Annotated in this window: 21 protein-coding genes, 1 tRNA gene and 1 pseudogene; 9 read left to right on the top strand and 14 right to left on the bottom strand. The window is 61.2% G+C overall.

From position 1 onward, the window contains the following. Nucleotides 1-735: 735 nt before the first annotated feature. Both M2281_RS27485 and M2281_RS29295 read left to right on the top strand, forming a co-directional pair. Nucleotides 736-1,083, top strand: a complete 348-nt coding sequence (locus tag M2281_RS27485) for a hypothetical protein (RefSeq protein WP_280824391.1) — start codon at nucleotides 736-738, stop codon at nucleotides 1,081-1,083. A gap of 430 nt (nucleotides 1,084-1,513) precedes the next feature. After that, nucleotides 1,514-2,596 (top strand): annotated as a pseudogene (locus M2281_RS29295) (recombinase family protein); the annotation flags it as partial. Nucleotides 2,597-2,620: 24 nt separating this feature from the next. Here M2281_RS29295 and M2281_RS27475 read toward each other — a convergent pair. Together M2281_RS27475 and M2281_RS27470 are read right to left on the bottom strand one after the other, a co-directional pair. Then, nucleotides 2,621-2,896, bottom strand: a complete 276-nt coding sequence (locus M2281_RS27475) for a hypothetical protein (RefSeq protein ID WP_280824389.1) — start codon at nucleotides 2,894-2,896, stop codon at nucleotides 2,621-2,623. Between the two features lie 244 nt (nucleotides 2,897-3,140). Then, nucleotides 3,141-3,217, bottom strand: a tRNA-Met gene (locus M2281_RS27470). 241 nt (nucleotides 3,218-3,458) lie between these two features. Between M2281_RS27470 and M2281_RS27465 the strand changes: the two genes are divergently transcribed. Continuing rightward, nucleotides 3,459-4,412 carry a Gfo/Idh/MocA family protein gene (locus tag M2281_RS27465; RefSeq protein WP_280824388.1) on the top strand — a complete coding sequence of 318 codons (954 nt, stop codon included), beginning with the start codon at nucleotides 3,459-3,461 and terminating at the stop codon, nucleotides 4,410-4,412. 76 nt (nucleotides 4,413-4,488) lie between these two features. Here M2281_RS27465 and mnmA read toward each other — a convergent pair whose 3' ends face one another. After that, nucleotides 4,489-5,679, bottom strand: coding sequence for a tRNA 2-thiouridine(34) synthase MnmA (gene mnmA / locus M2281_RS27460; RefSeq protein WP_280824387.1), 1,191 nt, complete (start codon nucleotides 5,677-5,679; stop codon nucleotides 4,489-4,491). Nucleotides 5,680-5,954: 275 nt separating this feature from the next. On the opposite strand from mnmA, the gene M2281_RS27455 reads away from it, so the two are divergent. After that, complete coding sequence (locus M2281_RS27455) at nucleotides 5,955-6,230, top strand: DUF1153 domain-containing protein (RefSeq protein ID WP_019173843.1); 276 nt, start codon at nucleotides 5,955-5,957, stop codon at nucleotides 6,228-6,230. A gap of 414 nt (nucleotides 6,231-6,644) precedes the next feature. Here the strand turns inward: M2281_RS27455 and M2281_RS27450 are convergent, their stop codons facing one another. After that, nucleotides 6,645-7,019 (bottom strand): flagellar export protein FliJ, encoded by a 375-nt coding sequence (locus tag M2281_RS27450; protein WP_280824386.1) that lies wholly within the window; start codon nucleotides 7,017-7,019, stop codon nucleotides 6,645-6,647. A gap of 443 nt (nucleotides 7,020-7,462) precedes the next feature. Here M2281_RS27450 and ctrA point away from each other — a divergent pair, with 443 nt between their 5' ends. After that, nucleotides 7,463-8,158 carry a response regulator transcription factor CtrA gene (gene ctrA, locus M2281_RS27445; protein WP_280824385.1) on the top strand — a complete coding sequence of 232 codons (696 nt, stop codon included), beginning with the start codon at nucleotides 7,463-7,465 and terminating at the stop codon, nucleotides 8,156-8,158. Nucleotides 8,159-8,230: 72 nt separating this feature from the next. Here ctrA and M2281_RS27440 read toward each other — a convergent pair whose 3' ends face one another. Together M2281_RS27440 and chpT are read right to left on the bottom strand one after the other, a co-directional pair. Then, a complete protein-coding gene (locus tag M2281_RS27440; protein ID WP_280824384.1) occupies nucleotides 8,231-8,596 on the bottom strand; it encodes a response regulator in 366 nt (121 codons plus the stop codon). Nucleotides 8,597-8,837: 241 nt separating this feature from the next. Then, entirely contained in the window at nucleotides 8,838-9,521 is a 684-nt protein-coding gene (gene chpT, locus M2281_RS27435; RefSeq protein ID WP_280824383.1) for a histidine phosphotransferase ChpT, read from the bottom strand. A 349-nt stretch (nucleotides 9,522-9,870) separates the two neighbouring features. Between chpT and M2281_RS27430 the strand changes: the two genes are divergently transcribed. Further along, on the top strand, nucleotides 9,871-10,416 hold the full coding sequence (locus M2281_RS27430) for a DUF1134 domain-containing protein (protein WP_280824382.1): 546 nt from the start codon (nucleotides 9,871-9,873) through the stop codon (nucleotides 10,414-10,416). Between the two features lie 186 nt (nucleotides 10,417-10,602). Next, nucleotides 10,603-11,748, top strand: a complete 1,146-nt coding sequence (locus M2281_RS27425; protein WP_280824381.1) for a hypothetical protein — start codon at nucleotides 10,603-10,605, stop codon at nucleotides 11,746-11,748. Here the strand turns inward: M2281_RS27425 and M2281_RS27420 are convergent. The 6 genes from M2281_RS27420 to M2281_RS27395 form a co-directional block, all read right to left on the bottom strand. Beyond that, a complete protein-coding gene (locus M2281_RS27420; RefSeq protein WP_280824380.1) occupies nucleotides 11,737-12,549 on the bottom strand; it encodes a TrmH family RNA methyltransferase in 813 nt (270 codons plus the stop codon). The two genes, M2281_RS27425 and M2281_RS27420, sit on opposite strands and share 12 nt — an antisense overlap. Before the next feature lie 163 nt (nucleotides 12,550-12,712). Next, nucleotides 12,713-13,009: an ArsR/SmtB family transcription factor gene (locus tag M2281_RS27415; protein ID WP_280824379.1), complete on the bottom strand. Its 297-nt coding sequence runs from the start codon at nucleotides 13,007-13,009 to the stop codon at nucleotides 12,713-12,715. A 173-nt stretch (nucleotides 13,010-13,182) separates the two neighbouring features. Further along, nucleotides 13,183-13,950, bottom strand: coding sequence for a HugZ family protein (locus M2281_RS27410; protein ID WP_280824378.1), 768 nt, complete (start codon nucleotides 13,948-13,950; stop codon nucleotides 13,183-13,185). Between the two features lie 37 nt (nucleotides 13,951-13,987). Further along, nucleotides 13,988-15,163, bottom strand: a complete 1,176-nt coding sequence (locus tag M2281_RS27405) for a CaiB/BaiF CoA transferase family protein (protein ID WP_280824377.1) — start codon at nucleotides 15,161-15,163, stop codon at nucleotides 13,988-13,990. A 10-nt stretch (nucleotides 15,164-15,173) separates the two neighbouring features. Beyond that, complete coding sequence (locus M2281_RS27400) at nucleotides 15,174-15,935, bottom strand: 3-hydroxyacyl-CoA dehydrogenase (RefSeq protein WP_280824376.1); 762 nt, start codon at nucleotides 15,933-15,935, stop codon at nucleotides 15,174-15,176. A 24-nt stretch (nucleotides 15,936-15,959) separates the two neighbouring features. Next, nucleotides 15,960-16,517, bottom strand: a complete 558-nt coding sequence (locus tag M2281_RS27395; RefSeq protein ID WP_280824375.1) for a GNAT family N-acetyltransferase — start codon at nucleotides 16,515-16,517, stop codon at nucleotides 15,960-15,962. A 270-nt stretch (nucleotides 16,518-16,787) separates the two neighbouring features. On the opposite strand from M2281_RS27395, the gene M2281_RS27390 reads away from it, so the two are divergent. Beyond that, entirely contained in the window at nucleotides 16,788-17,777 is a 990-nt protein-coding gene (locus tag M2281_RS27390) for a glutathione S-transferase family protein (RefSeq protein WP_280824374.1), read from the top strand. Here M2281_RS27390 and M2281_RS27385 read toward each other — a convergent pair whose 3' ends face one another. After that, a complete protein-coding gene (locus M2281_RS27385) occupies nucleotides 17,778-18,278 on the bottom strand; it encodes an NUDIX domain-containing protein (RefSeq protein ID WP_280824373.1) in 501 nt (166 codons plus the stop codon). It abuts the gene before it with no gap. A gap of 53 nt (nucleotides 18,279-18,331) precedes the next feature. Between M2281_RS27385 and M2281_RS27380 the strand changes: the two genes are divergently transcribed. Then, nucleotides 18,332-19,264 carry a metallophosphoesterase family protein gene (locus M2281_RS27380; RefSeq protein WP_280824450.1) on the top strand — a complete coding sequence of 311 codons (933 nt, stop codon included), beginning with the start codon at nucleotides 18,332-18,334 and terminating at the stop codon, nucleotides 19,262-19,264. On the opposite strand, the gene M2281_RS27375 is transcribed toward M2281_RS27380, so the two are convergent. Next, nucleotides 19,265-19,876 carry a hypothetical protein gene (locus M2281_RS27375; protein WP_280824372.1) on the bottom strand — a complete coding sequence of 204 codons (612 nt, stop codon included), beginning with the start codon at nucleotides 19,874-19,876 and terminating at the stop codon, nucleotides 19,265-19,267. Between the last annotated feature and the right edge of the window lie 101 nt (nucleotides 19,877-19,977).

Here is a 19,977-nt window from a genome sequence, read left to right as displayed (position 1 = left end):
GCATATAGACCCCGGTCCACGGGTGTCGTCCTCGTTCAGGAGCAGGGAGAGAAGTTGAAGGGTCATATCCTTCGCTGAGTATCAGCCGGGAACTGGCGACGTACCGGCTTTAATCCGGAGCAGGTGGCTGCCCGAGCCCTGCTTGTGTTCGCCCTTCTCGATGAGCGGCGCGCCCATCCAGCGGTTACGTGCCTTGCGGCACGAGCTTCCGCACCAAGCCAATTCCTCTCGACCGGGTGCGGACGGATCGATGTCAATTGTCAGACATAGCGATCCTCTTTTTGACGCCTTGGCGGGGTTGAACCCGTCGCGAGCAGCGTCGATCTCGTCGGCCCCCCTGCCTCATCGCGCCGGTCTGCGGCGTTCGGCATCACCCGTTCTCGCCTCGTAAAGTCCCAGCTACTGGTTTGGGGTGGCGGTGGCCCCCGATAATCCGCCAGAGGGTATATGTGCCCTGATGGGGCGATGCTCGTATTTAGTCATACTGCGAGAGCCCCAGCAATATTGTCGGCAGCCGCGAGCCTCATCGGAAGAACTTCACTCCGACGCCACGTGCGAAGATCGCTCGGTCGATCAGGATCGAAGTACCGGTGTGAGTATTGTCGGTCACGAACTTTGAAGTTCGTGGCGTGAGGCTCACATGATGGTTTCTGTTGACCGTGCCCATCGGCAAAGGTTACAAAAGAACATAATCTAACTAATCATTTATCTTACAACTGAATTTAAAGTATTTTTATGACTATTGATGAATTTGAAGCAATCTACACTGAAATTCTCGGAGCCGATTTCTCCATTAAGTCAGCAGTTGGAAAATCACTCTTTCCAGATGACTGGTTCGGTCACCTGATCGAGGCTGATGAGGACCTCCTCATCTCCAGCGACAATAATGGGCCGTACATCCGGCTCTGCGACGAAATTGAGGAGTGGTGCACCGAGAATGGGATGACGGTGGAGTGTGACAGCCTACCGATCATTGTCGTGCCTCACCCTGACGGCTACGATCAGCCGATCATGGTGGAGGTGCTGCGGTTTGAGACAGTCCGCGAGATGGTCCACTACAAGCTCCGTTGGCTCGACAACTGATATCTGGGCTGGGCATTTTTCTCGTGCCGAGAGGCGGTCAATTGTGTCCGCCGGTTGAGGAACATCGGCCAAAGATTCTGTCAGCCTCTGGCGCAGCCCTCTCATCCGGCTGCGCCAGACACCTCTCCCCGCATCGAACGGCAATTCGTTATCCCGTCAGGACCCCGCACACATGAATGTAGAGCTTCGGAGCCGTCTGTCCGTCGAGTCTCAGAGACCGGGTAGCCATCCCCGGTCCCGCCCATTAGGCGGTGCACCTCTGAGCATTTTCAATGACGACAATATGTTCTGGCAATTTCAGCCAGGAGAATCAGAACCAAAACCAAATGTTTCCGGAAGCGCTTGCTGGTTGGCAGCGCTTCTTGGAAGCCCTCGCTACCCGTATCGTGCGTGAAGAGCACGAAAAGCACCAAACTCGGGCAGGTGAATAATGAAGCGGGTAGGGATTTACGGGCGGTTTTCACACGACGGTTCGGATGAGCGGTCCAACGACGATCAGATCGAGTACTGCCGCAAATATGCGGCGGGCCAACCCGATTGGACAGTCGTGAAGGAGTTCCGCGATGATGCCATTTCTGGGAGTGCATTCAAGGGCCGTAAGGGAGCCCAAGCAGCCATTCAGGCGCTCCTGGATAAGAAGATCGACATTCTTCTGGCTGAGCATACGGATCGCATCAGCCGCCGCGCCGCAGATATGACGGCCCTCATGGATGAAGCCGAGTTCCACGGGTTCGAGATTTGGGCTGTGAACAACGGGGGCAGGCTCACAAAGATGACGGCTGGTATCCATGCCGTTATGGCCCAGGAACAGCGCGAGGAGACAGGCCGCAAAGTCCATCGGGGCATGAAGCCGAAGTTTGAGCGCGACGGACTGCACATGGGTGGGCGTCCGTACGGCTACCATTTGAAGCATGAGATTACGGACAAGCTGTCCGATAAGGGCCGCCTTCTGGTCAACGAGGCCGAGGCGGAAGTCATCCGCCGCATCTTTGCAGAGCGTCTCGCAGGCCATACGGCTCGGGAGATTGCGCAAGGTCTGAACAAGGACGGCATTCCTGCCCCTCGTGGAGGTCACTGGAATGCCTCCACTATCAACGGGACGAATGCGCGGGGGACGGGTATCCTCAACAATACACGCTACGTGGGCCGCCCGACCTGGAACAAGAATCAGTTGCGGAAGGTGGTTGGCGAAGCTGAGAAGCGCGTCATCCGGCCACGGGACAAGAGTGAGCATGTCACCCGCGAAGAGCCTGACTACCAAATTGTCGATGACGAGACGTTCTACGCGGTCCAGCGGCTGAAGGAAGAGTGCGCCCATGTGCCTCCTAGTAAACAGCGGAGGGCCAAACGGCTGCTTTCTGGCCTGCTGCGGTGCGGCTGCTGTGGTGGCGGCATGTCCGTAAAGGGGCGCGACAAGACCGAAAAGATGCGCATCCAATGCTCGCGACACCATGAAAGCGGTAGCTGTCCCGACCCGGTCATGACCTACGTCGAAGTCGTAGAGCGCAAGGTGATCGACATGGTCATTGGGCTCTTTTCATCGCCCGAGGACATCAACGTGCTTCTGAAGAATGCGCGGGCCGAGGCTCGGAAGGAGTTGGGCGACAAAGTCAGCGAGCGGTCGAAGCTGGAGCGGCAGTTGGGTGAATTGAACCATGAGGTCGAGAAGCTCACTGACCTGCTCATGCGCGGCGTCGGCGTTGAGGCGGTGCTCGATGGGCGCGTGAAAGCAGCACACGCGAAAAAGATGGAGATTGAGAACAAACTGGCCGACCTCGGCAATGAGCAGCCGGAAAACGTGATCGATATTCACCCTGCCGCCCTGAAGAAGGTTTTGAACTGCGCAACAGAGTTGCGCGCAATGATGGAGCGGGGCGACATGGAAGGTGACCACGCTCTGTCAGAAGCGTTCCGGTTCTTTCTGGACAGCGTGGTGGTGCACAAAGCCGACGGATGGCGCAAGGAGCCGACCGTCGAGATTCGCAGTCCGTGGATGGCATTTAACGCCACACCCCCGGCCATTTGTGCTACTGCACCCGGCCTGTCGGGGGGATTGATGGTAGCGGAGGAGGGATTTGAACCCCCGACACAAGGATTATGATTCCTCTGCTCTAACCAACTGAGCTACTCCGCCCCACAGCAGAAGACACTGAAACTCGCCGGAACCGGCAGGACGTTTCGAAGCGCTTCGCTAAGGTCGGGCGGATATAAGGTTGCGATGCCGGGCCTGTCAAGCGCAGAGCGCATGTCCGTGGAAAGAAATCACAGCAGCCGAAAAACGGCCATGTTTGACGGTTTCCAACGGGCGCCGGGGTTGAGTTCCAACCTGCGTGCCTTTATGTCTCCGCCAGCTATCTGTTGAGTTCAAAAGTCTGATGAAGCCGCGAATTGCCGTCCTGGGATGTGGATACTGGGGCTCGAACCATATCCGCACCCTGAAGGGCCTGGGAGCCCTGTATGCGGTTTCCGACGCCAACCGCGCGCGCGCCGAGGGCTTTGCGAGCGAACAAGAATGCCTGGCAATCGACCCCGATGTGCTTTTCACGCGGCCGGATGTCGATGCCATCGTGATGGCGTTGCCGCCGCAATATCATGCCGAGAGCGCAATCAAGGCCGTCGAGAACGGCAAGGATGTGCTGGTCGAAAAGCCGATCGCGCTTACCGTGCCCGATGCCAAGCGCGCGGTAGCTGCGGCGGAAGCCAATGATCGCGTCTTCATGGTCGGCCATGTGCTGCGCTTCCATCCGGCTTTCGAAAAGCTGAAGGAACTGATCGACCAGGGCGAACTCGGCGAGGTGAAATACATTCACTCGCACCGTCTTGGCCTCGGCAAGTTCCATACCGAGAACGATGCGCTGTGGGATCTTGCGCCGCACGATCTGTCGATGATCCTCGCGATTACCGGCCAGGCGCCGATCGAGACGCGCGGCGAGGGGGCTGCGGTCCTCGACCATCTCAGCGATTTTGCGCATCTGCACATGCGATTCCCCAACGGCCTGCGCAGCCATTTGTTTGCTTCGCGGCTCAATCCCTATCGCGAGCGGCGTCTCACCGTCGTTGGCACCAAGGCGATGGCCGTGTTCGACGATGTCGAGCCGTGGGAGCGCAAGCTGGCCGTCTATCGCCATGCCGTCTGGCAGGACAGCGGCCATTGGGCCTTCACCGCCAACGAGCCGACCTACGTGCCCGTTGGCGAAGGCATGCCGCTGACGCGGGAACTGGAGCATTTTATTTCCTGCATCCAGACGCGTGCGACACCGCGAACTAGCGGCGAAGAAGCCATCACGGTGCTGGGCATCCTGACCGCCGGTTCGATCGGGCACGGCTGAACGGCAAAAGCCCCGCGCGAGAGCGGGGCAGAAACCTACCAAAACTGGATAGAGCATGTCGCTCGGTTGCTGGCGGTTATTCCGCGGCGACCGGGCCTGAAGTCGCTGCAAGCCTCGACAGCATGGCCTCGGCTTCGGCGCCCCGCTCCGAGCGCTCGATAAAACCGCCGCCCAGCACGCGGGCGTCATTGCCGTCGTCTTCATAGAGAACGCAGGCCTGCCCCGGCGCGATGCCCGACTCACCGTCGCCGAGCTCGACCCAGGTGACGCCGTCGCGATTGTGCAGCATTGCCGGGCGAGGGGGGCGCGTCGAGCGAACCTTCGCGAACAACTCGATGCCTTCCGGTCCAATCTCGCCGATGGGCGTGTCGCCCAGCCAGTTGATGTTGCGCAGGAAAATCTTGTGGGTTTCCAGTGCCTCGCGCGGGCCGACGATGACCCGGGCGCGCTCGGCATCCAGATGCACCACATAAAGCGGCTCGCCGGAGGCGACGCCGATGCCGCGACGCTGGCCGATCGTATAGCGCAGGATGCCGTCATGCCGGCCGAGCACGCGGCCATCAATGTGGACGATGTCGCCGGGATTGGCGGCAGTCGGCTTCAGCTTGGCAATGATGTCGGAATACTTGCCCTGCGGCACGAAACAGATGTCCTGGCTGTCCTGCTTGTTGGCAACGGAAAGGCCAAGCTCCTCCGCAATGGCGCGAACTTCGGGCTTGGACATCCCGCCGAGCGGAAAGCGCAGATAGTCGATCTGCTCCTGCGTGGTGGCAAACAGGAAATAGCTCTGGTCGCGGTCGGAATCGACCGGGCGATAAAGGGCGCGGTGCGCGCCATTGGCTCGGCTGCGGATGTAGTGACCGGTTGCCAGCGCATCGGCGCCGAGTTCGCGCGCGGTCTCGAGCAGATCGGCGAACTTGACCGTCTGGTTGCAGGAAACGCAGGGGATCGGCGTCTCGCCCGACATGTAGCTGGCAGCAAAGGGGTCGATCACCGCCTCGCGAAACCGCTTCTCATAGTTCAGCACATAATGCGGAATGCCGAGGGTTTCCGAGACGCGCCGTGCATCATCGATATCCTGGCCCGCGCAGCAAGAGCCGGCGCGATGAGTGGCTGCGCCGTGATCATAGAGCTGCAGCGTTACGCCGACGACGTCATAGCCCTCGCGCTTCAGAATGCCGGCGACGACGGAAGAATCGACGCCGCCCGACATCGCAACCACGACGCGGGTGTCTTCAGGCCGTCCGGGCAGGTCCAGGCTGTTCATTGAAGGTAGTCCGTTTCAGCTTTTTCGGGCGTTTCATGCCAACGCGCCGAATATAGGTCAAGCGACGGCAAAGTACCACCGCCGCCGATCGGGCCAGTTCCGGGCGCTCGTCCGGCACAGCTCGGCCCACCGAATGGGGGCCTTGAGGGGCGGAATTATGGTGAACGAAAGGTTTACGTTTATTAATCAAGCCTTGTTGCGGGTTTAGGCAATTTTTAAAGCTGGGGCGGTAAGGTGGTCCCGATTGGGTCTTTGAGTTTTGTGTAGAGAGTACTATGACCGATCTGGTTAGACCGCGTGTCAAATACGTTATTGGGCCTGACGGCAGCCCGCTTACGATTGCCGATCTTCCACCCTCGAACACGAGGCGCTGGGTTATCAGACGTAAAGCAGAGGTCGTGGCGGCCGTGAGAGGCGGCCTTCTCAGCCTCGACGAAGCCTGCCAGCGCTATAAGCTGACCACCGAAGAATTCCTTTCCTGGCAAGCGTCGATCGACGAATACGGCCTGGCCGGGCTGCGGACGACCCGCATTCAGCAATATCGCCACTAAAGGCCAAAACGGCCCTTCGGCAGATCCAACAAAAGAGCATCCGGCCGGGCTTTTAGTCCGGCCGCTGCCGTTTCAGGCTCCCGCCGCCGGCCGGGCTTTTCATGCCCCAACCAGCCACTACATCGCGTGTCGTGTGTGGATTTTGTCCGCACGGGCTGAGTTCAGCCGTTCTGCTGCTCGGAAGCTTCGGCATGCCCATAGCAATTGCGCCTTGAGCGGTTCCTCCCGCTCAAGGCGCAATTGGTCTAGCTTATTTTCTCGGGGATCGGGCTTTCCTTGGTGGAAAGCCGCAGGCGGCCAGGTTGCCGCCGCGATGTGCGACTCCACTGCCTGCCCCGAAACCAAATGAATGCTCGACCATGGAGCCGTGGTTCCGGGCAGGGGGAATGCGAGTCGCGATCGGATCGTGCTTAGTCAGCCGATCATGGCGCTGCGAGTGTCGGGAGCGTCGCGATTCTTTGAGTCGCGCGACTCCAGCAGCTCCGCTTTGGAAAGCTCCGCTTCAGCCTCAGCGAGTAATGATTCGGCGACGGCCCTCTGCTGCATCAGGTCGGCTTGCGAATTCTTGAGATTGTCGCGGCGCAAGCGCGCTGCCTTGGCGAAGGTTGGATAGGCGAAATGGTTGATATCGGTGATACCGGCCTTTTTCTCCTCGGCAACGATTTGCGCATCAAGCTCGCCGGCCATGCGGTCGAATTCGGCGATCATCATGTCGAGTTGCATCAGCTGGCGGCGTTTTTCGCTCACCTGAAACTGCTTAAGCCTAACGAGGTTCTCACGTGACTTCATGCTTCGACACTCCCGGGCACGCATACACTCCAAACAAACCGCTTCATTCGGCCCAGTAGGCCCGACCGTTCGCGATAGGCCCTGCTACCGTCGCGAAAGGAAACAAATTCCTAAAGATTATTCGCGTCGGTAACCATTCGTTTACGGGCATTGTTAATCATACGGCCCAGGGCTTAAGGGCCGGTAAAAATTCAGCTTCGAAAGCTAACGACCGTAAGCGGAATCGAATGAATCGCTTATTGCCATTTGTTAAGGTAGCGCGTTAAGAGTTCGGCTCTGAGATTCATTATTAGATTCAAGAGGGTGTATCTAAGGGTTAAAAAATCTGATATGGCTTGCGAAGCGAAATTAGGTTTTGTTAACCATTAGATGGCAGCCTGTTGGCCAGGCAATCACTGCCCCGGGGTTGGCGAGACGGTCTGGCGGCAGAAAAGGGGATTGAAATGCGCGTTCTGCTGATTGAAGACGATAGTGCGACCGCACAGAGCATCGAATTGATGCTTAAGTCTGAAAGTTTTAACGTCTACACGACGGATCTCGGCGAAGAGGGCGTCGATCTCGGCAAACTCTACGACTACGACATCATCCTCCTGGACCTGAACCTCCCCGATATGTCGGGTTACGAGGTTCTGCGGACGCTGCGCCTGTCCAAGGTGAAGACGCCGATCCTGATCCTGTCCGGCATGGCCGGCATCGAGGACAAGGTGCGCGGTCTCGGCTTCGGCGCCGACGACTACATGACCAAGCCCTTCCACAAGGATGAGTTGGTTGCCCGCATCCACGCAATCGTTCGCCGTTCCAAGGGCCATGCCCAGTCGGTCATCTCGACGGGCGACCTGATCGTCAATCTCGACGCCAAGACGGTAGAGGTCGGCGGCCAGCGCGTGCACCTGACCGGCAAGGAATACCAGATGCTGGAGCTGCTCTCGCTGCGCAAGGGCACCACTCTGACCAAGGAAATGTTCCTCAACCACCTCTACGGTGGCATGGACGAGCCGGAGCTGAAGATCATCGACGTCTTCATCTGCAAGCTGCGCAAGAAGCTCGACGTTGCCTCCGGCGGCCAGAACTACATCGAGACGGTTTGGGGCCGCGGCTATGTGCTGCGCGAGCCCGAGGAAATCCGCGAAAGCGCCTAACGCTTCGCACAAAAACAGATTTTCCCCTTTTAAAGACCCGGCTTTGCCGGGTCTTTTGCTTTTGGGGCTGCCTCAGGCGGCGTCGAGGTTCCGGAAACGGGCGAGAAGCTGGGAACGGTCGAACGGCTTCAGCAGATAGTCCTGCGCACCGGCGCGCTTGGCGCGCATGATGGCACCAAGATCAAACTCGATCAGACAGATCGCGATCCGCGGCTTGATCAGGCTCGGAATGGAACGAATGCGCCGAATCACGTCTTCGGTGGGCATGTCGGGCAGGGCACCGTCGATCACGATGATCTCCGGCATCTGGATGCTGCACATGTCGATCGCTTCGGCGCCGCTCGCGGCTTCGATCACGACCATGTCCGGGCCGCCAAGTATGCGCTTGGCGACTTTACGTACGACGCTTGAATCATCGACGAACATGCAGCGTTTCATGTCCCGTTCTCCTTGCCTTCCCTGCCTGAGCCGAGAGTGTCGGGTGGTATTGACTGCACTTTAGCCGGGTGACGTAAAAAACCGGGAAACCGGTTAGGTAAAGTTTCAGTAAAATACTGAGTTTGGGGGCGTCTCGTACGCCGACCAGGCCGTTCTGGCGAAAGCAAGCGCATAAAAAAGCCCCTGAAAAACAGGGGCTCTTCTTGTCAGACGCGGTCTTAGCCGGCTTGGAAGCGAGGAATCAGTTGGCGGATTCGGTGCCGGCGGATTCAGTGCTAGCGGATTCGGTGCTGGCCGTTGCAGCAGTGAAAGTGATTTCCTCGGGCGTTGCGTGGATCGAGATGGTCATGCCGGCCTCGCGCGCCAGAAGCAGCGTGTAGTAAGGCTGGATGGCATGCGCGTCGATGGCTTCCTCCGGCTTGTTCCCGGAGTGGAGCTCGAGGAACTTTGGCGGGACGCGGAGCATCGGGCCGCTGCTCCGGATCAGGAACTTGGGCTCGGTGTCAACGTCATCAAGCGTCACGTCGATCTTGCCGCCGCGCGGAATGGCGGCATTGGCCACCAGAACCATGTTCAGCAGCAGCTTCACCTTGTTCTTGGGCAGCAGCGCACGGCGTCCGTTCCAGACGAGTTCCGGCTTTTCATTCTTGAGGAAAGCGGTGGCGACCGCCTCGGCGTCGCCGGTGTCGATCAGCATGCCGGCCGAACCCGCCGCGCCGAAAGCGATGCGGGCGAATTGCAGCCTCGCCGAGGCATTGCGGGCGCTGGTGCGGATCAGGTTCATGGCGTCTTCGTCGGCGCCGCCTTCGTCGAGCAATTCCAGGCCGTTGTTGATCGCGCCGACGGGCGAGATGATGTCGTGGCAAACCCGGCTGCACAGAAGGGCGGCAAGGTCGGGCGCTGACAGGGCAAAAGTTTCAGCCATGGAATTTAGTCCCCAAAATCAAAAAACGGGCCGGTCGGTTTGTCGCCCGGTCCTGACGAATCATTTCGCCGCCATGATACAGCCTGAACCGGGATGGCGGTATTTCCCGACCATCCCTCAACCAGGTCGCAAGCCCGAAAAACCAGCGGCAAGGGTCTCTGCCAGCCTTCGATCGGCCATCTTCATGTGAGAGCTTAATGGTTGAAAAAGGATTACGACATAGTTTGCAGGAAACGCCTTAGAAGCGGCCGAACAAGAGCCGCGAAGGGCAGAGGCGTCGGCGGGTGTGCTCGCGGACGGAGAAATTGGAAGTATGCTTTTCCGACTTTTGGACCGGACCCTTTTCCGGATGATCGCAGTGATGTTTGCCGTGTCGAGCATCATGGCATTCTCATCATCGGCGCTGCGGGCGCAGGAATATACCGCACAGGAGATTGTCGATTCCGGCCATCGCTTCTTTGGCGCCACCTCCGGTGGGCTGGCCTCGGCGATAGAGAAGATCTTCTCCTCTTATGGGCTGCCGAACGGCTACATTCTCGGCGAGGAAGGCTCCGGCGCCCTGATCGGCGGCCTGACCTACGGCGAAGGCACGCTCTACACGAAGAACGCCGGCGACCACAAAGTCTTCTGGCAGGGGCCGTCGCTTGGCTGGGATTTCGGCGGCCAGGGCTCGCGCACCATGATGCTGGTCTACAATCTGGACGACGTGTCCAATCTCTATGACCGGTTCGGCGGCGTTTCGGGTTCTGCCTATGTGATCGCGGGCGTCGGCTTCAACGTGATGAGAAACGGCAATATGTTGCTCGTGCCGGTGCGGACGGGCGTTGGCGCGCGGTTGGGCGTCAATCTCGGCTATCTGAAGCTCACGCAGCAACCGACCTGGAACCCGTTCTGAGGTCGGCCGGCGGCGGCCTCAATCGTTGTTTCGGAACTAGCACACGGGGTGCGGCGTTCTGGGCCGTTATATCGGCCGCCGCACCCGCTCTCGTTTACTGCGTCTGGCATCGAACATTGTCCCGCTTGCGGGGCTGTGGCAGAGAAGAGCGGGTAGGCGGGCCGATCCCGCAACGGATAGTGTGACGTGATCCAGTCCATCCTGTTCTTTGCCCTCGGCTTTCTCGTTGCAGGCTTCATCGCGCTGCTGGTCGCGCCTGCCGTCTTGCGGCGGGCAGCCAATCTGGCGCGGCGGCGGGTCGAGGCATCGATGCCACTCACGCGGGCCGAGATCGAAGCAGACAAGGACCGGATCCGCGCCGAGGCGGCCATGTCGATCCGAAAGCTGGAGGTGAACGCTTCGGCGCTGCGCGAGAAGGCGACGACCCAGCTGATCGATATCAGCCGGGGGCTGGAGCAGATCAAGGCGCTCGGCGCCGACGGTGATGCCAAGGCCAAGACGATCGCGATGCTGGAAGCGCAGGTCGGCACGCTGAGCGCCGACCTTGCCAGGTGCGAGGAAGAGCTGCAGCGCGTTTCCGAACGCCTCGAAGAGACCGAAGGCGCCAAGGCGGTCCATGCCAAGGAAATGGAAAAGCTTGGCGCCATGTATGACGAGGCCAGCTTCTCTGCCAGCAGCCGGCAGATCGAACTGGTGGCGCGCGAAAGCGAGCTCGAAAAGCTCGCCAATGAGGTGACCCAATTGAAATCGAAGCGCAAGGACGCCGATGCGCGCGCCCAGGCCCTGTCGCTGGAGGCAAGAGCCGTCCGGGACGAGACCAAGGCCGAGCGGAAGCGGGCAAACGAGGCCGAACGGAAGCTTGCGCAGGCCACCTCGAAGTTGGCCGACCGCGAAGATCTTATCGAGCGCCGGAACGCGGAGATCGAGCGGTTGCGCGGGGCACCTGTGGCCCAGGCGGAAAGGTCTGGACCGATCACCTCGGCGCCCAAGGTCGTTGCGGCACAGGCCAGTATCGACGAGGCGCTGGCAAAGCTCTCGGCCGATCGCGAGCGGCTTGAAGAGCGGTTGACCGCGCTTGCCCGCGAAAACAAACGCCTCAAGGAAAAGGCCGCCGCAGGAGGCCCCGCCGCAAATGGCGGTGATGCGCAGCTGCGCGAACAGATGAACGAATTGGCGGCCGAAGTGGTGAACCTTGCGGCCATGCTCGACGGCCCGAACTCGCCGATCCACAAGGTGCTGGCCGAAATGGGCGTCGATGGCGAGCACGCCGGCAAGGCCCTCAGCCTGGCCGACAGGATACGGGCCTTGCAGAAGGCTTCCTCAACCGACTGAGGAAATCCGATTGGAAAAGTGGTGCAGGGTGATCGCCGAAGCCGCGGCGACATTCAGGCTGTCAAAACCTTCGGCCATCGCAATTCGCACCGTCTTCAACCGGCCGAGCAATGCGTCGGGCAGGCCATCACCTTCCGTTCCGAAATAGAGGGCCAGCCGTTCCGGCCGCGCCATGTCGCGACAGTCCATGGCGCCTCCGGGCGACAAGGCGATCTGGTCGAAGCCATGCGCCGCAAGCGTCTCGACTAGTCCGGCCGCCCCGCCGGCGGTCACGAATGGCACTTTCAGCGCCGCGCCCACCGAAACGCGGATCGCCTTGCGATAGAGCGGGTCGCAGCAGGTTTCGTCCAGCAGCACGGCATCGGCGCCGAAGGCTGCAGCATTGCGGAAGATCGAACCCATATTGTCGTGGTTGGAGATGCCGACCAGCACAACCACCAGTGCGTGCTGGGGGAGGGCGGCTAGCAAAGTCTCGACGTCCTCGGCGGGACGCTTGCGACCAATCGCCAGCACGCCGCGGTGCATGTGGAAACCGGAAATCCGATCCAGCGCCTCACCCGAAGTGACATAGACCGGGACGCCTGCCGGGGCGAGGCTGAGCGTATCAGCCATGCCGGCAAGGCGGTTTTCAAGCAGCAGCACGGATTCGACCTCGAAGCGCCGCGCCGAAAACAGCACGTTGAGAACTACCTTGCCCTCGGCGACGAAGCGCCCCTGCCGCCCCGCGAGGTCGCGTTCGCGGATATCCATATAGGCGGCGACGCGCGGGTCGGCCGCATCGTCGATGCGAATGGGTTGCACTGCAAGGCGCCTGAAATCGGTGATCGTCAGACTCCGTTAAAGGACGGAGCCTGTGCCGCGGTCAAGACCGCAGCAGGTCGTCATCCATCGGAACTGCCGACACATCGCTGACGGTCACGTTCGGTACCATCACATCAGATCAGCTTGTAGCCGGCGGCTGGCGTCAAGCAGCCGTGAAGATACCATCCAGCGTGCCGAGCAGCTGCCGCACTGCGTCGGAGTTGCAGGAATAGTAGATCATCTGCCGATCACGACGCGTCTCGACAAGATCGACGCTGCGCAGCTTTGCCAGATGCTGCGACAGTGCCGATTGGCTGAGATCCACCTTCTCGGCAATAGCGCCGACCGACATCTCACCTTCCAGCAGATGGCTGACTATGACCAGCCGCTTTTCATTGCCCAACAGAGACAGCAATGTTGCTGCTGCGTTGGCATTCCGAATGATTGGCCGCGAAACCATTGGTCCCCTACAAATTCGCTCCGCAGACGTTATGGGGGCAAATAACGTCGTGCGGTCCGCCTGCACCCACATGGCACGCGCAGGAAGCTTGCGTTCAGCTCGGACTCAGCCGGAGCATCCCCGTTAACGCCCGCATCCTGCACCAGGGGAAACCAGCGGAGCTTGGCCTGGGCCTATTCCGCTGTTTTTCCGATTCTGGCCATTTCTATTAGTATTTTTCTAAATTCCCCGGCATCCGTCAACTTGCGCGGGAAAAATATACGCCTGATTGTGTCGCCAGAGGCGAGATCCATGCCTTCGAGGTCGAGGCCGGTCAGGGTCCAGTCGTTGCCTTCGGCCTTGGCAAAGTGATGTGCGTAGACGGCAATGGCGTCGCGGTGATCGGCGTTCATGTGGTCAAGCGCCGACTGCTCGCTCTCTGCCAACGCTTCCAACGCCGGACCCTCCGAAATCAGGTCGTTGCGGGTCAGATTGTAGGCGCGGCCGAAGCCGCCGTTCAGGCTGGCGCCCTGAATTTCGAGGCGGAAGAAGGAGAAATCGCCCAGGCCGACATAGAGCTGGGCCTTCGGATTGCGGTTGAGATAGCGGCGCTGGGCGCGCGCGTGCTCGGGCGTGTCGCGTTCAAGTTTTGCCGCTCGGCAAGCGAGGGAGAGGCGGGGGTGTGCCAACGGATCGCCCTTACCTGGATCACCCAGAAGTAGCGAGCAGCGCGGATCGGCAAGCAGTGCCGGCGTGTGAGCCGCCAACATGGAAATCAGGATCAGCGGGGTGCCGTCGATATCGGTGGCCGTGCCGACCCGGCTTGCCAGCGGCGCGCCGGTCTGCGGCTCGAGAACGGCTATCGCGGCATAGCGCGCGGTGCGCAGCAGCGTCTTGCCGAGCGTGATTGCATCCTGCGTGGTCTCCAGGACGCCGTCCTTCTTCTTTTCAACCTTTTCCACGACGCGGCCTCACAAAATCATGATTAAGATTGTCAGCTTATCGCCCGACTATTCCGTCCTTTGCAAGGGCTTCCGCCTCGGCCTCCGAGAAACCGAAGCGGGCCAGGATAGACGCCGGGTCGCAGGCTACTGCAGACGGTACGCCCACGAGCGCAGACTCGGTCCGCGAAAAACGCGGCGCCGGGCGAGGGCGGGTAAAGCCGCCTGCGTTGACGTGGCTTTGCCTCTCCCGGTTGTGCGGATGCGCCGCAGCCTCACTGAAGGACAGGACCGGCGCGACGCAGGCCTCCGTGCCTTCAAAGAGGGCGGTCCACTCATCCCGGCTCTTCTGACGCACCCGTTCAGCTATCGCTGCCCGCATGTCGTCCCAGGTGCTGCGGTCATACTGCGCCGCTGCGAAGCGTGCGTCGAGCGGCAGCAGGCGCGCGAGCTCGGCGAAGAAGCGGGGCTCGAGGCATGCGACCACGATGTACCTGCCATCGGCGGTCTCGTAGGTGTCGTAGAACGGCGTGCCCGAATCGAGCAGATTGTCGCCGCGCTGCTCGTTCCACGTTCCATCCGCCAGGAAGCTGAAATAGGGGGCGGCCAGCATCGAGGCGCCTTCGACCATCGAGGCGTCGATCACTTGCCCCTTACCCGAGCGAGAGCGCTCGAACAGCGCGGCGAGCAGGCCGGTCATCAGCATCATCGTGCCGCCGCCATAGTCGGCAACGAGATTGAGCGGCGGCACCGGCCGGTCGCCCTTGTGGCCGATGGCGTTGAGGGCGCCGGTATAGGCCAGATAGGTCAGGTCGTGCCCCGCGCGCTCTGCAAGCGGCCCCGTCTGGCCGTAGCCGGTCAGGCGGCCGTAGATCAGGGCGGGATTGCCCGAGCAGGCGACATCAGGCCCGAGGCCAAGGCGTTCCATGACGCCGGGGCGAAAACCTTCAATCAGCACGTCCGCCCGATCGAGCAGGCGCAGCACGAGTTCGGCCCCTTCGGGGCGTTTCAAATCGATGGTGAGGATTTCGCGACCATGGCGGTCGAGATCATATTGCGGTGATACGCGCATGAAGACGCGGTCGTTGCTCGGCCGTTCGATCCGGACGACCCGCGCGCCCATCTCGGCCAGCATGAGGCCCGCAAGCGGCACCGGCCCAAGGCCGGCCATTTCCACGACCGTCAGCCCGACGAGCGGACCCTTTCCGGGGTTGCCGGCCGGTGCGATAGTCATGGCGCGAAGCCTATTTCGGCGCCATGCGGATCGCGCCGTCGAGGCGGATTGTCTCGCCGTTCAGCATCTGGTTCTCGACGATATGCAGGGCCAGCGCGGCATATTCCGAGGGCTCGCCCAGTCGCGGCGGGAAGGGCACCGCAGCGCCGAGCGAATCCTGCACCTCCTGCGGCATGGCCGACATCATCGGCGTCTTGAAGATGCCGGGTGCGATCGTCATCACGCGGATGCCGGAACGGGCGAGGTCGCGGGCGATGGGAAGCGTCATGCCCACTACGCCGCCCTTGGAAGCCGAATAGGCGGCCTGGCCGATCTGTCCGTCGAAAGCCGCAACCGAAGCCGTGTTGACGATGACGCCACGCTCTCCGCCTTCCAGCGGGTCGAGCTTGGCCATGCGGTCGGCCGCAAGGCGGATCATGTTGAAGGTGCCGAGGAGGTTGACCTCGATTACCGTGCGGTAGACGTCGAGCGGGTGGGGTCCATCCTTGCCGATGGTCTTCATGCCGACGGCAATGCCTGCGCAATTGACGAGGATGCGCGGCGTTCCGAGCTTCTCGACCACCTCGGCGATCGCGCTTTCGGCGCCTTCGGCACTCGCCACGTCGCATTTGACGGCCACGCCGCCGATATCGTCCGCCACCTTGTGGGCGCGGTCGATGCCGATGTCGAGAACGCCGACTTTGACGCCGCGGGCGGCCAGCGCGCGCGCGGTGGCCTCACCCAGGCCCGAGCCGCCGCCAGTAACGATTGCGATCTGGTCCTTGGGGTTCATGGCGCTTCTCCCGGGCTGTTTACGTCATGCTACGGATGCTTGCGCGGGTTCGCAACCTGGCTCTTGGCTGAGCTTGCCGTCCACCTGGTAGGCGTGGTGGACATCGCCGGTAAGCGAGGCCACGCCGCCGGCCTTCAGTTCAACGGCGAGCAGGCGGTTGGGGTCGACCGGACGGGGCATGGTGATCTGGCCATGCGGAATCTTCTTGAAGCCAAGGGGGCCGTAATAGGGCTCGTCGCCCACCAGAACCACGGAAGCGGCGCCTGCCTGCCGGGACGCATCGATGGCCATTGCTACCAGCTTGCGGCCGATGCCGAGGTTCTTGAAGGCGGGGCGAACGGCCAGCGGCCCGAGCAGCAAGGCGCGACCCTGGCCGGCGGCGATCCAGGTCATCCGCACCGAGGCGATGACGATGCCGTCATGCGTGGCGACGAAGGAAAGCTTGCGATCATGCGGTCCGCCTTCGCGGATCTTGTAGGCCGCACGCGTGAACCGTCCGGGGCCGAAGGCCTCTTCGTTGATCAGCTCGATTTCGGAGTCATGCGCCGGCATTTCCGGCAGATAGGTCACGGCAAGGGTCATCGTCTTTGTATTCCGGTCGAGAAAGACTAACCGCTGCGCATGGCGCAACGGTGGCGGTCCGCGCAGCTTAGGCGCGGTCGCTGATTCGTCGTCGGTCGAACCGGATATGTGCAAAGACAGTTGCCATTGATCACCCCGCTAGCATCGTTTTGGTGCGGCGTCCATCATGCATTTCGCTGGTGACGGCAGATTGACGAAGTGTTCAGCCCTTTGGGGTTTCCGCTTGCGCCTCTCCACGCCTAAATAAGGTGAAACACGAAGGAGCCTGCCATGGGATTGCTGGTCGACGGTAAGTGGGTGGATCGCTGGTACGACACAAAGGATACGGGTGGCCGTTTCGTTCGCTCGCAGTCGCAGTGGCGCGACTGGGTCAGCCCCGACGGCACGCCGGCGCCGGGCAAGACGCGCGGCTTCAGGGCCGAGCCGGGGCGCTATCATCTCTATGTTTCCTGGGCATGTCCCTGGGCGCACCGCACCTTGATCTTCCGGGCCTTGAAGAAGCTCGAAGGCATAATCTCGGTGTCTGTCGTGCACCACTACATGGGCGAGAACGGCTGGACCTTCCTCCAGGAGGACGGCGCCACGGGCGATACGCTCTACGGCCGCGACTATCTCCACCAGATCTACACCAAGGCCGATCCGCACTATTCCGGCCGTGTGACGGTGCCGGTGCTGTGGGACAAGAAGGAGCAGACGATCGTTTCCAACGAATCGTCCGAAATCATCCGCATGCTGAATTCGGCCTTCGACGAATGGGGCGACGCATCGTTGGATTTCTATCCCGAGGGGTTGCGGCAGGAAATCGATGCGGTCAACGAGATGGTCTATCCGTCGATCAACAACGGCGTTTACCGCGCCGGTTTCGCCACCACGCAGGCGGCCTATGAGGAGGCTTTCAAGGAGCTTTTCGGTGCGCTCGATACGCTGGAGGACCGCCTGTCGCGGCAGCGCTATCTGGTGGGCGACAGGCTGACGGAGGCCGACTGGCGCCTGTTCACGACGCTGGTGCGCTTCGACCCCGTCTATGTGGGGCACTTCAAGTGCAACCTCAGGCGGATTGCCGACTACCCGAACCTGTCGAACTATCTGCGCGAGCTCTACCAGATACCGGGCGTTGCAGGCACGGTGAACATGCTGCACATCAAGTCGCACTATTACGGCAGCCACGTCACCATCAATCCGACGCGCATCGTGCCGGTCGGCCCCCAGCTGAACTATTCGGCGTCGCATGACCGCGACCGCTTCAAGAAGGCCGCCTGATTACCAGTCTGGCGAGGGCGGCACGCCGTCGAGTGCTTCGGCAATGCGCCTCAACGTTGCGGGTGTGGTATCCTTCGGGAGTGTATCCAGCGGAAAGAAGCCGGATTCGGCGATTTCATGATCCGGCTGTTTCGGTGACGTCTGCTGGAACGCCTCGATCAGGTAAAATGCAACGTGGTCGCGGCGGCTGGCCTGCCGGTTGAAATGGATGGATTTGAGCTGCGGCGGCGCGGTGAAGGTGATGTTGCCTTCTTCAAGCATCTCATGCTCGAGGGCCTCCAGCACAGTCTCGCCGGTTTCGACCCCGCCGCCTGGAATCTGCCAGCCGGGAACATAGGTGTGGCGGATGAGGAAGACGGAATTGTTCGCCCTGTCGTAGACGAGCCCGCGCACGCCAAGCGTCATCGGCCGTTGCAGCAGGAAATAGGCATGGAAAAGCTTGGACCGCAGCCACGGCCAGCCGTTCTGGCGAAAGCGGTCACGTGTGCTGCCCGCGCTCATATGACAGCAGCCGATGGGTGGAAAGCCGAGGTCGCGTGTCCTACAAGAGAACCATGTTCAGGCTTGCGCATATTTCCGACGTCCATCTGGGGCCCCTGCCTCCTGTAACCTATCGCGAACTCGCCTCCAAGCGTGTCACGGGGTATGTCAACTGGCAGCGCAACCGGCGGCATTTCCTGCATGAAGGCGCCCTCGACACGATCGTGGCCGACCTGCAGGCGGCCAAGCCCGATCACCTCGCAGTGACTGGGGATCTGGTCAATCTGGCACTTAACGGCGAGATCGAACTGGCGCGGCTCTGGCTGGAATCGCTCGGCAATCCCGCTGATGTTTCGGTCGTGCCCGGAAATCACGACGCCTATGTGCCCGGCGCTTTCGACAAGATCTGCATGGCCTGGGCGGCCTGGATGAAGGGCGATGAACAAACCATTCCCGTTGGTCGCCATTCCTTTCCCTATCTCAGGGTTCGCGGCGATGTGGCGCTGATCGGCGTTTCCACGGCGCGCGCCACCGCTCCATTCATGGCCAACGGCTTTTTCCTCGAGGGCCAGGCACGGCGCCTTGGCCGATTGCTCGACGAGACGGCCGAGCGGGGCCATTGCCGGGTGATCATGATCCATCATCCGCCGGTGCGCGGCGCGGTTGCCCAGCACAAGCGCCTGTTCGGCATCAGCCGCTTCCAGCGCGTGATCGAACGCCACGGCGCGGAACTGATCCTGCACGGGCATTCGCACCTGCCCTCGCTTTTCTGGATCGGCACGGCTAAAAAGCCGGTACCGGCTGTGGGGGTCTCTGCGGCAGGGCAGGGCATAGGCGGCCGCAATCCGGCGGCCCAATACAATCTTCTGGAGATCAGCGGGCAGGCCGGTGCCTGGCAGATTCATCTGGCGCGGTACGGCCTGACGAAGGTCAACGCACCGCCGTCCAAGCTCATCGAGATGGACCTGACGCCCTATTCGGCGCGGGTTTCGCAAGCAGCGGGCTGATCAGAAATCGAATAATTTCAGCGCGGACAGGCCGTCGCGCAGCCATGCCATCGTCAGGGCAAAGCCAACGATCGCACCGGCTGCAAAGAGGCCGAAACCGGCAAAGAAGCTTTGCCAGCCATTGGAGTGCGGTGCCTGGAGGGCTGCGACGGCTTCCGGAACCGCAGTCTCGCGCCCGAAGGCGCGGTCGACGCCGCCATCCATCATGCGCTGGCGCTCCACGATGCGCTCGGCGATGTAGCGGGTGACCTGATCGGCCACCGGCTTTATGTCGGTGGATTCTGCCAGGACCACGCGGCCAATGCGGGTGTCCTTCAGGAAGCGGTAGGTGCGACGGTCGCGCCCCAGCGAAACGTGGCTGATGGCGTCGATCCAGAGGCGCGGCTGCAGGCCCGAGGAGACCGCAAAATCGAACATGTCGATGTCGGCCGGCACTTCGGCGAATACGGGAGCCAGCTCCTGCGCCAGGAGATCGAGCCGCATGCGGCTGGCTTCGCGCAGTTCCACCACCACATCGTCACGGTCCGCCACTGCGTTCTTCACGTCGCGAATGGCATCGGCCAAGCGTCGCGACGGATCTATCGGCGTTACATTTTCACCTGCATCACTCATGGCAGGACACTCCAACCCGAATGCGTACGTTAAGAAGCTCTTAACATAGCAGGGTCGTCAATGCACCTGCCCTAGAGGCAACGGTCGGCGCAAACGCGTGG

It is taken from the genome of Pseudaminobacter soli (ex Li et al. 2025), from assembly GCF_029892515.1.
GTDB lineage: Bacteria > Pseudomonadota > Alphaproteobacteria > Rhizobiales > Rhizobiaceae > Pseudaminobacter > Pseudaminobacter soli_A.
Note: the sequence above shows the minus strand (reverse complement) of the source record. Positions and strands in the feature narration are given on the sequence as shown.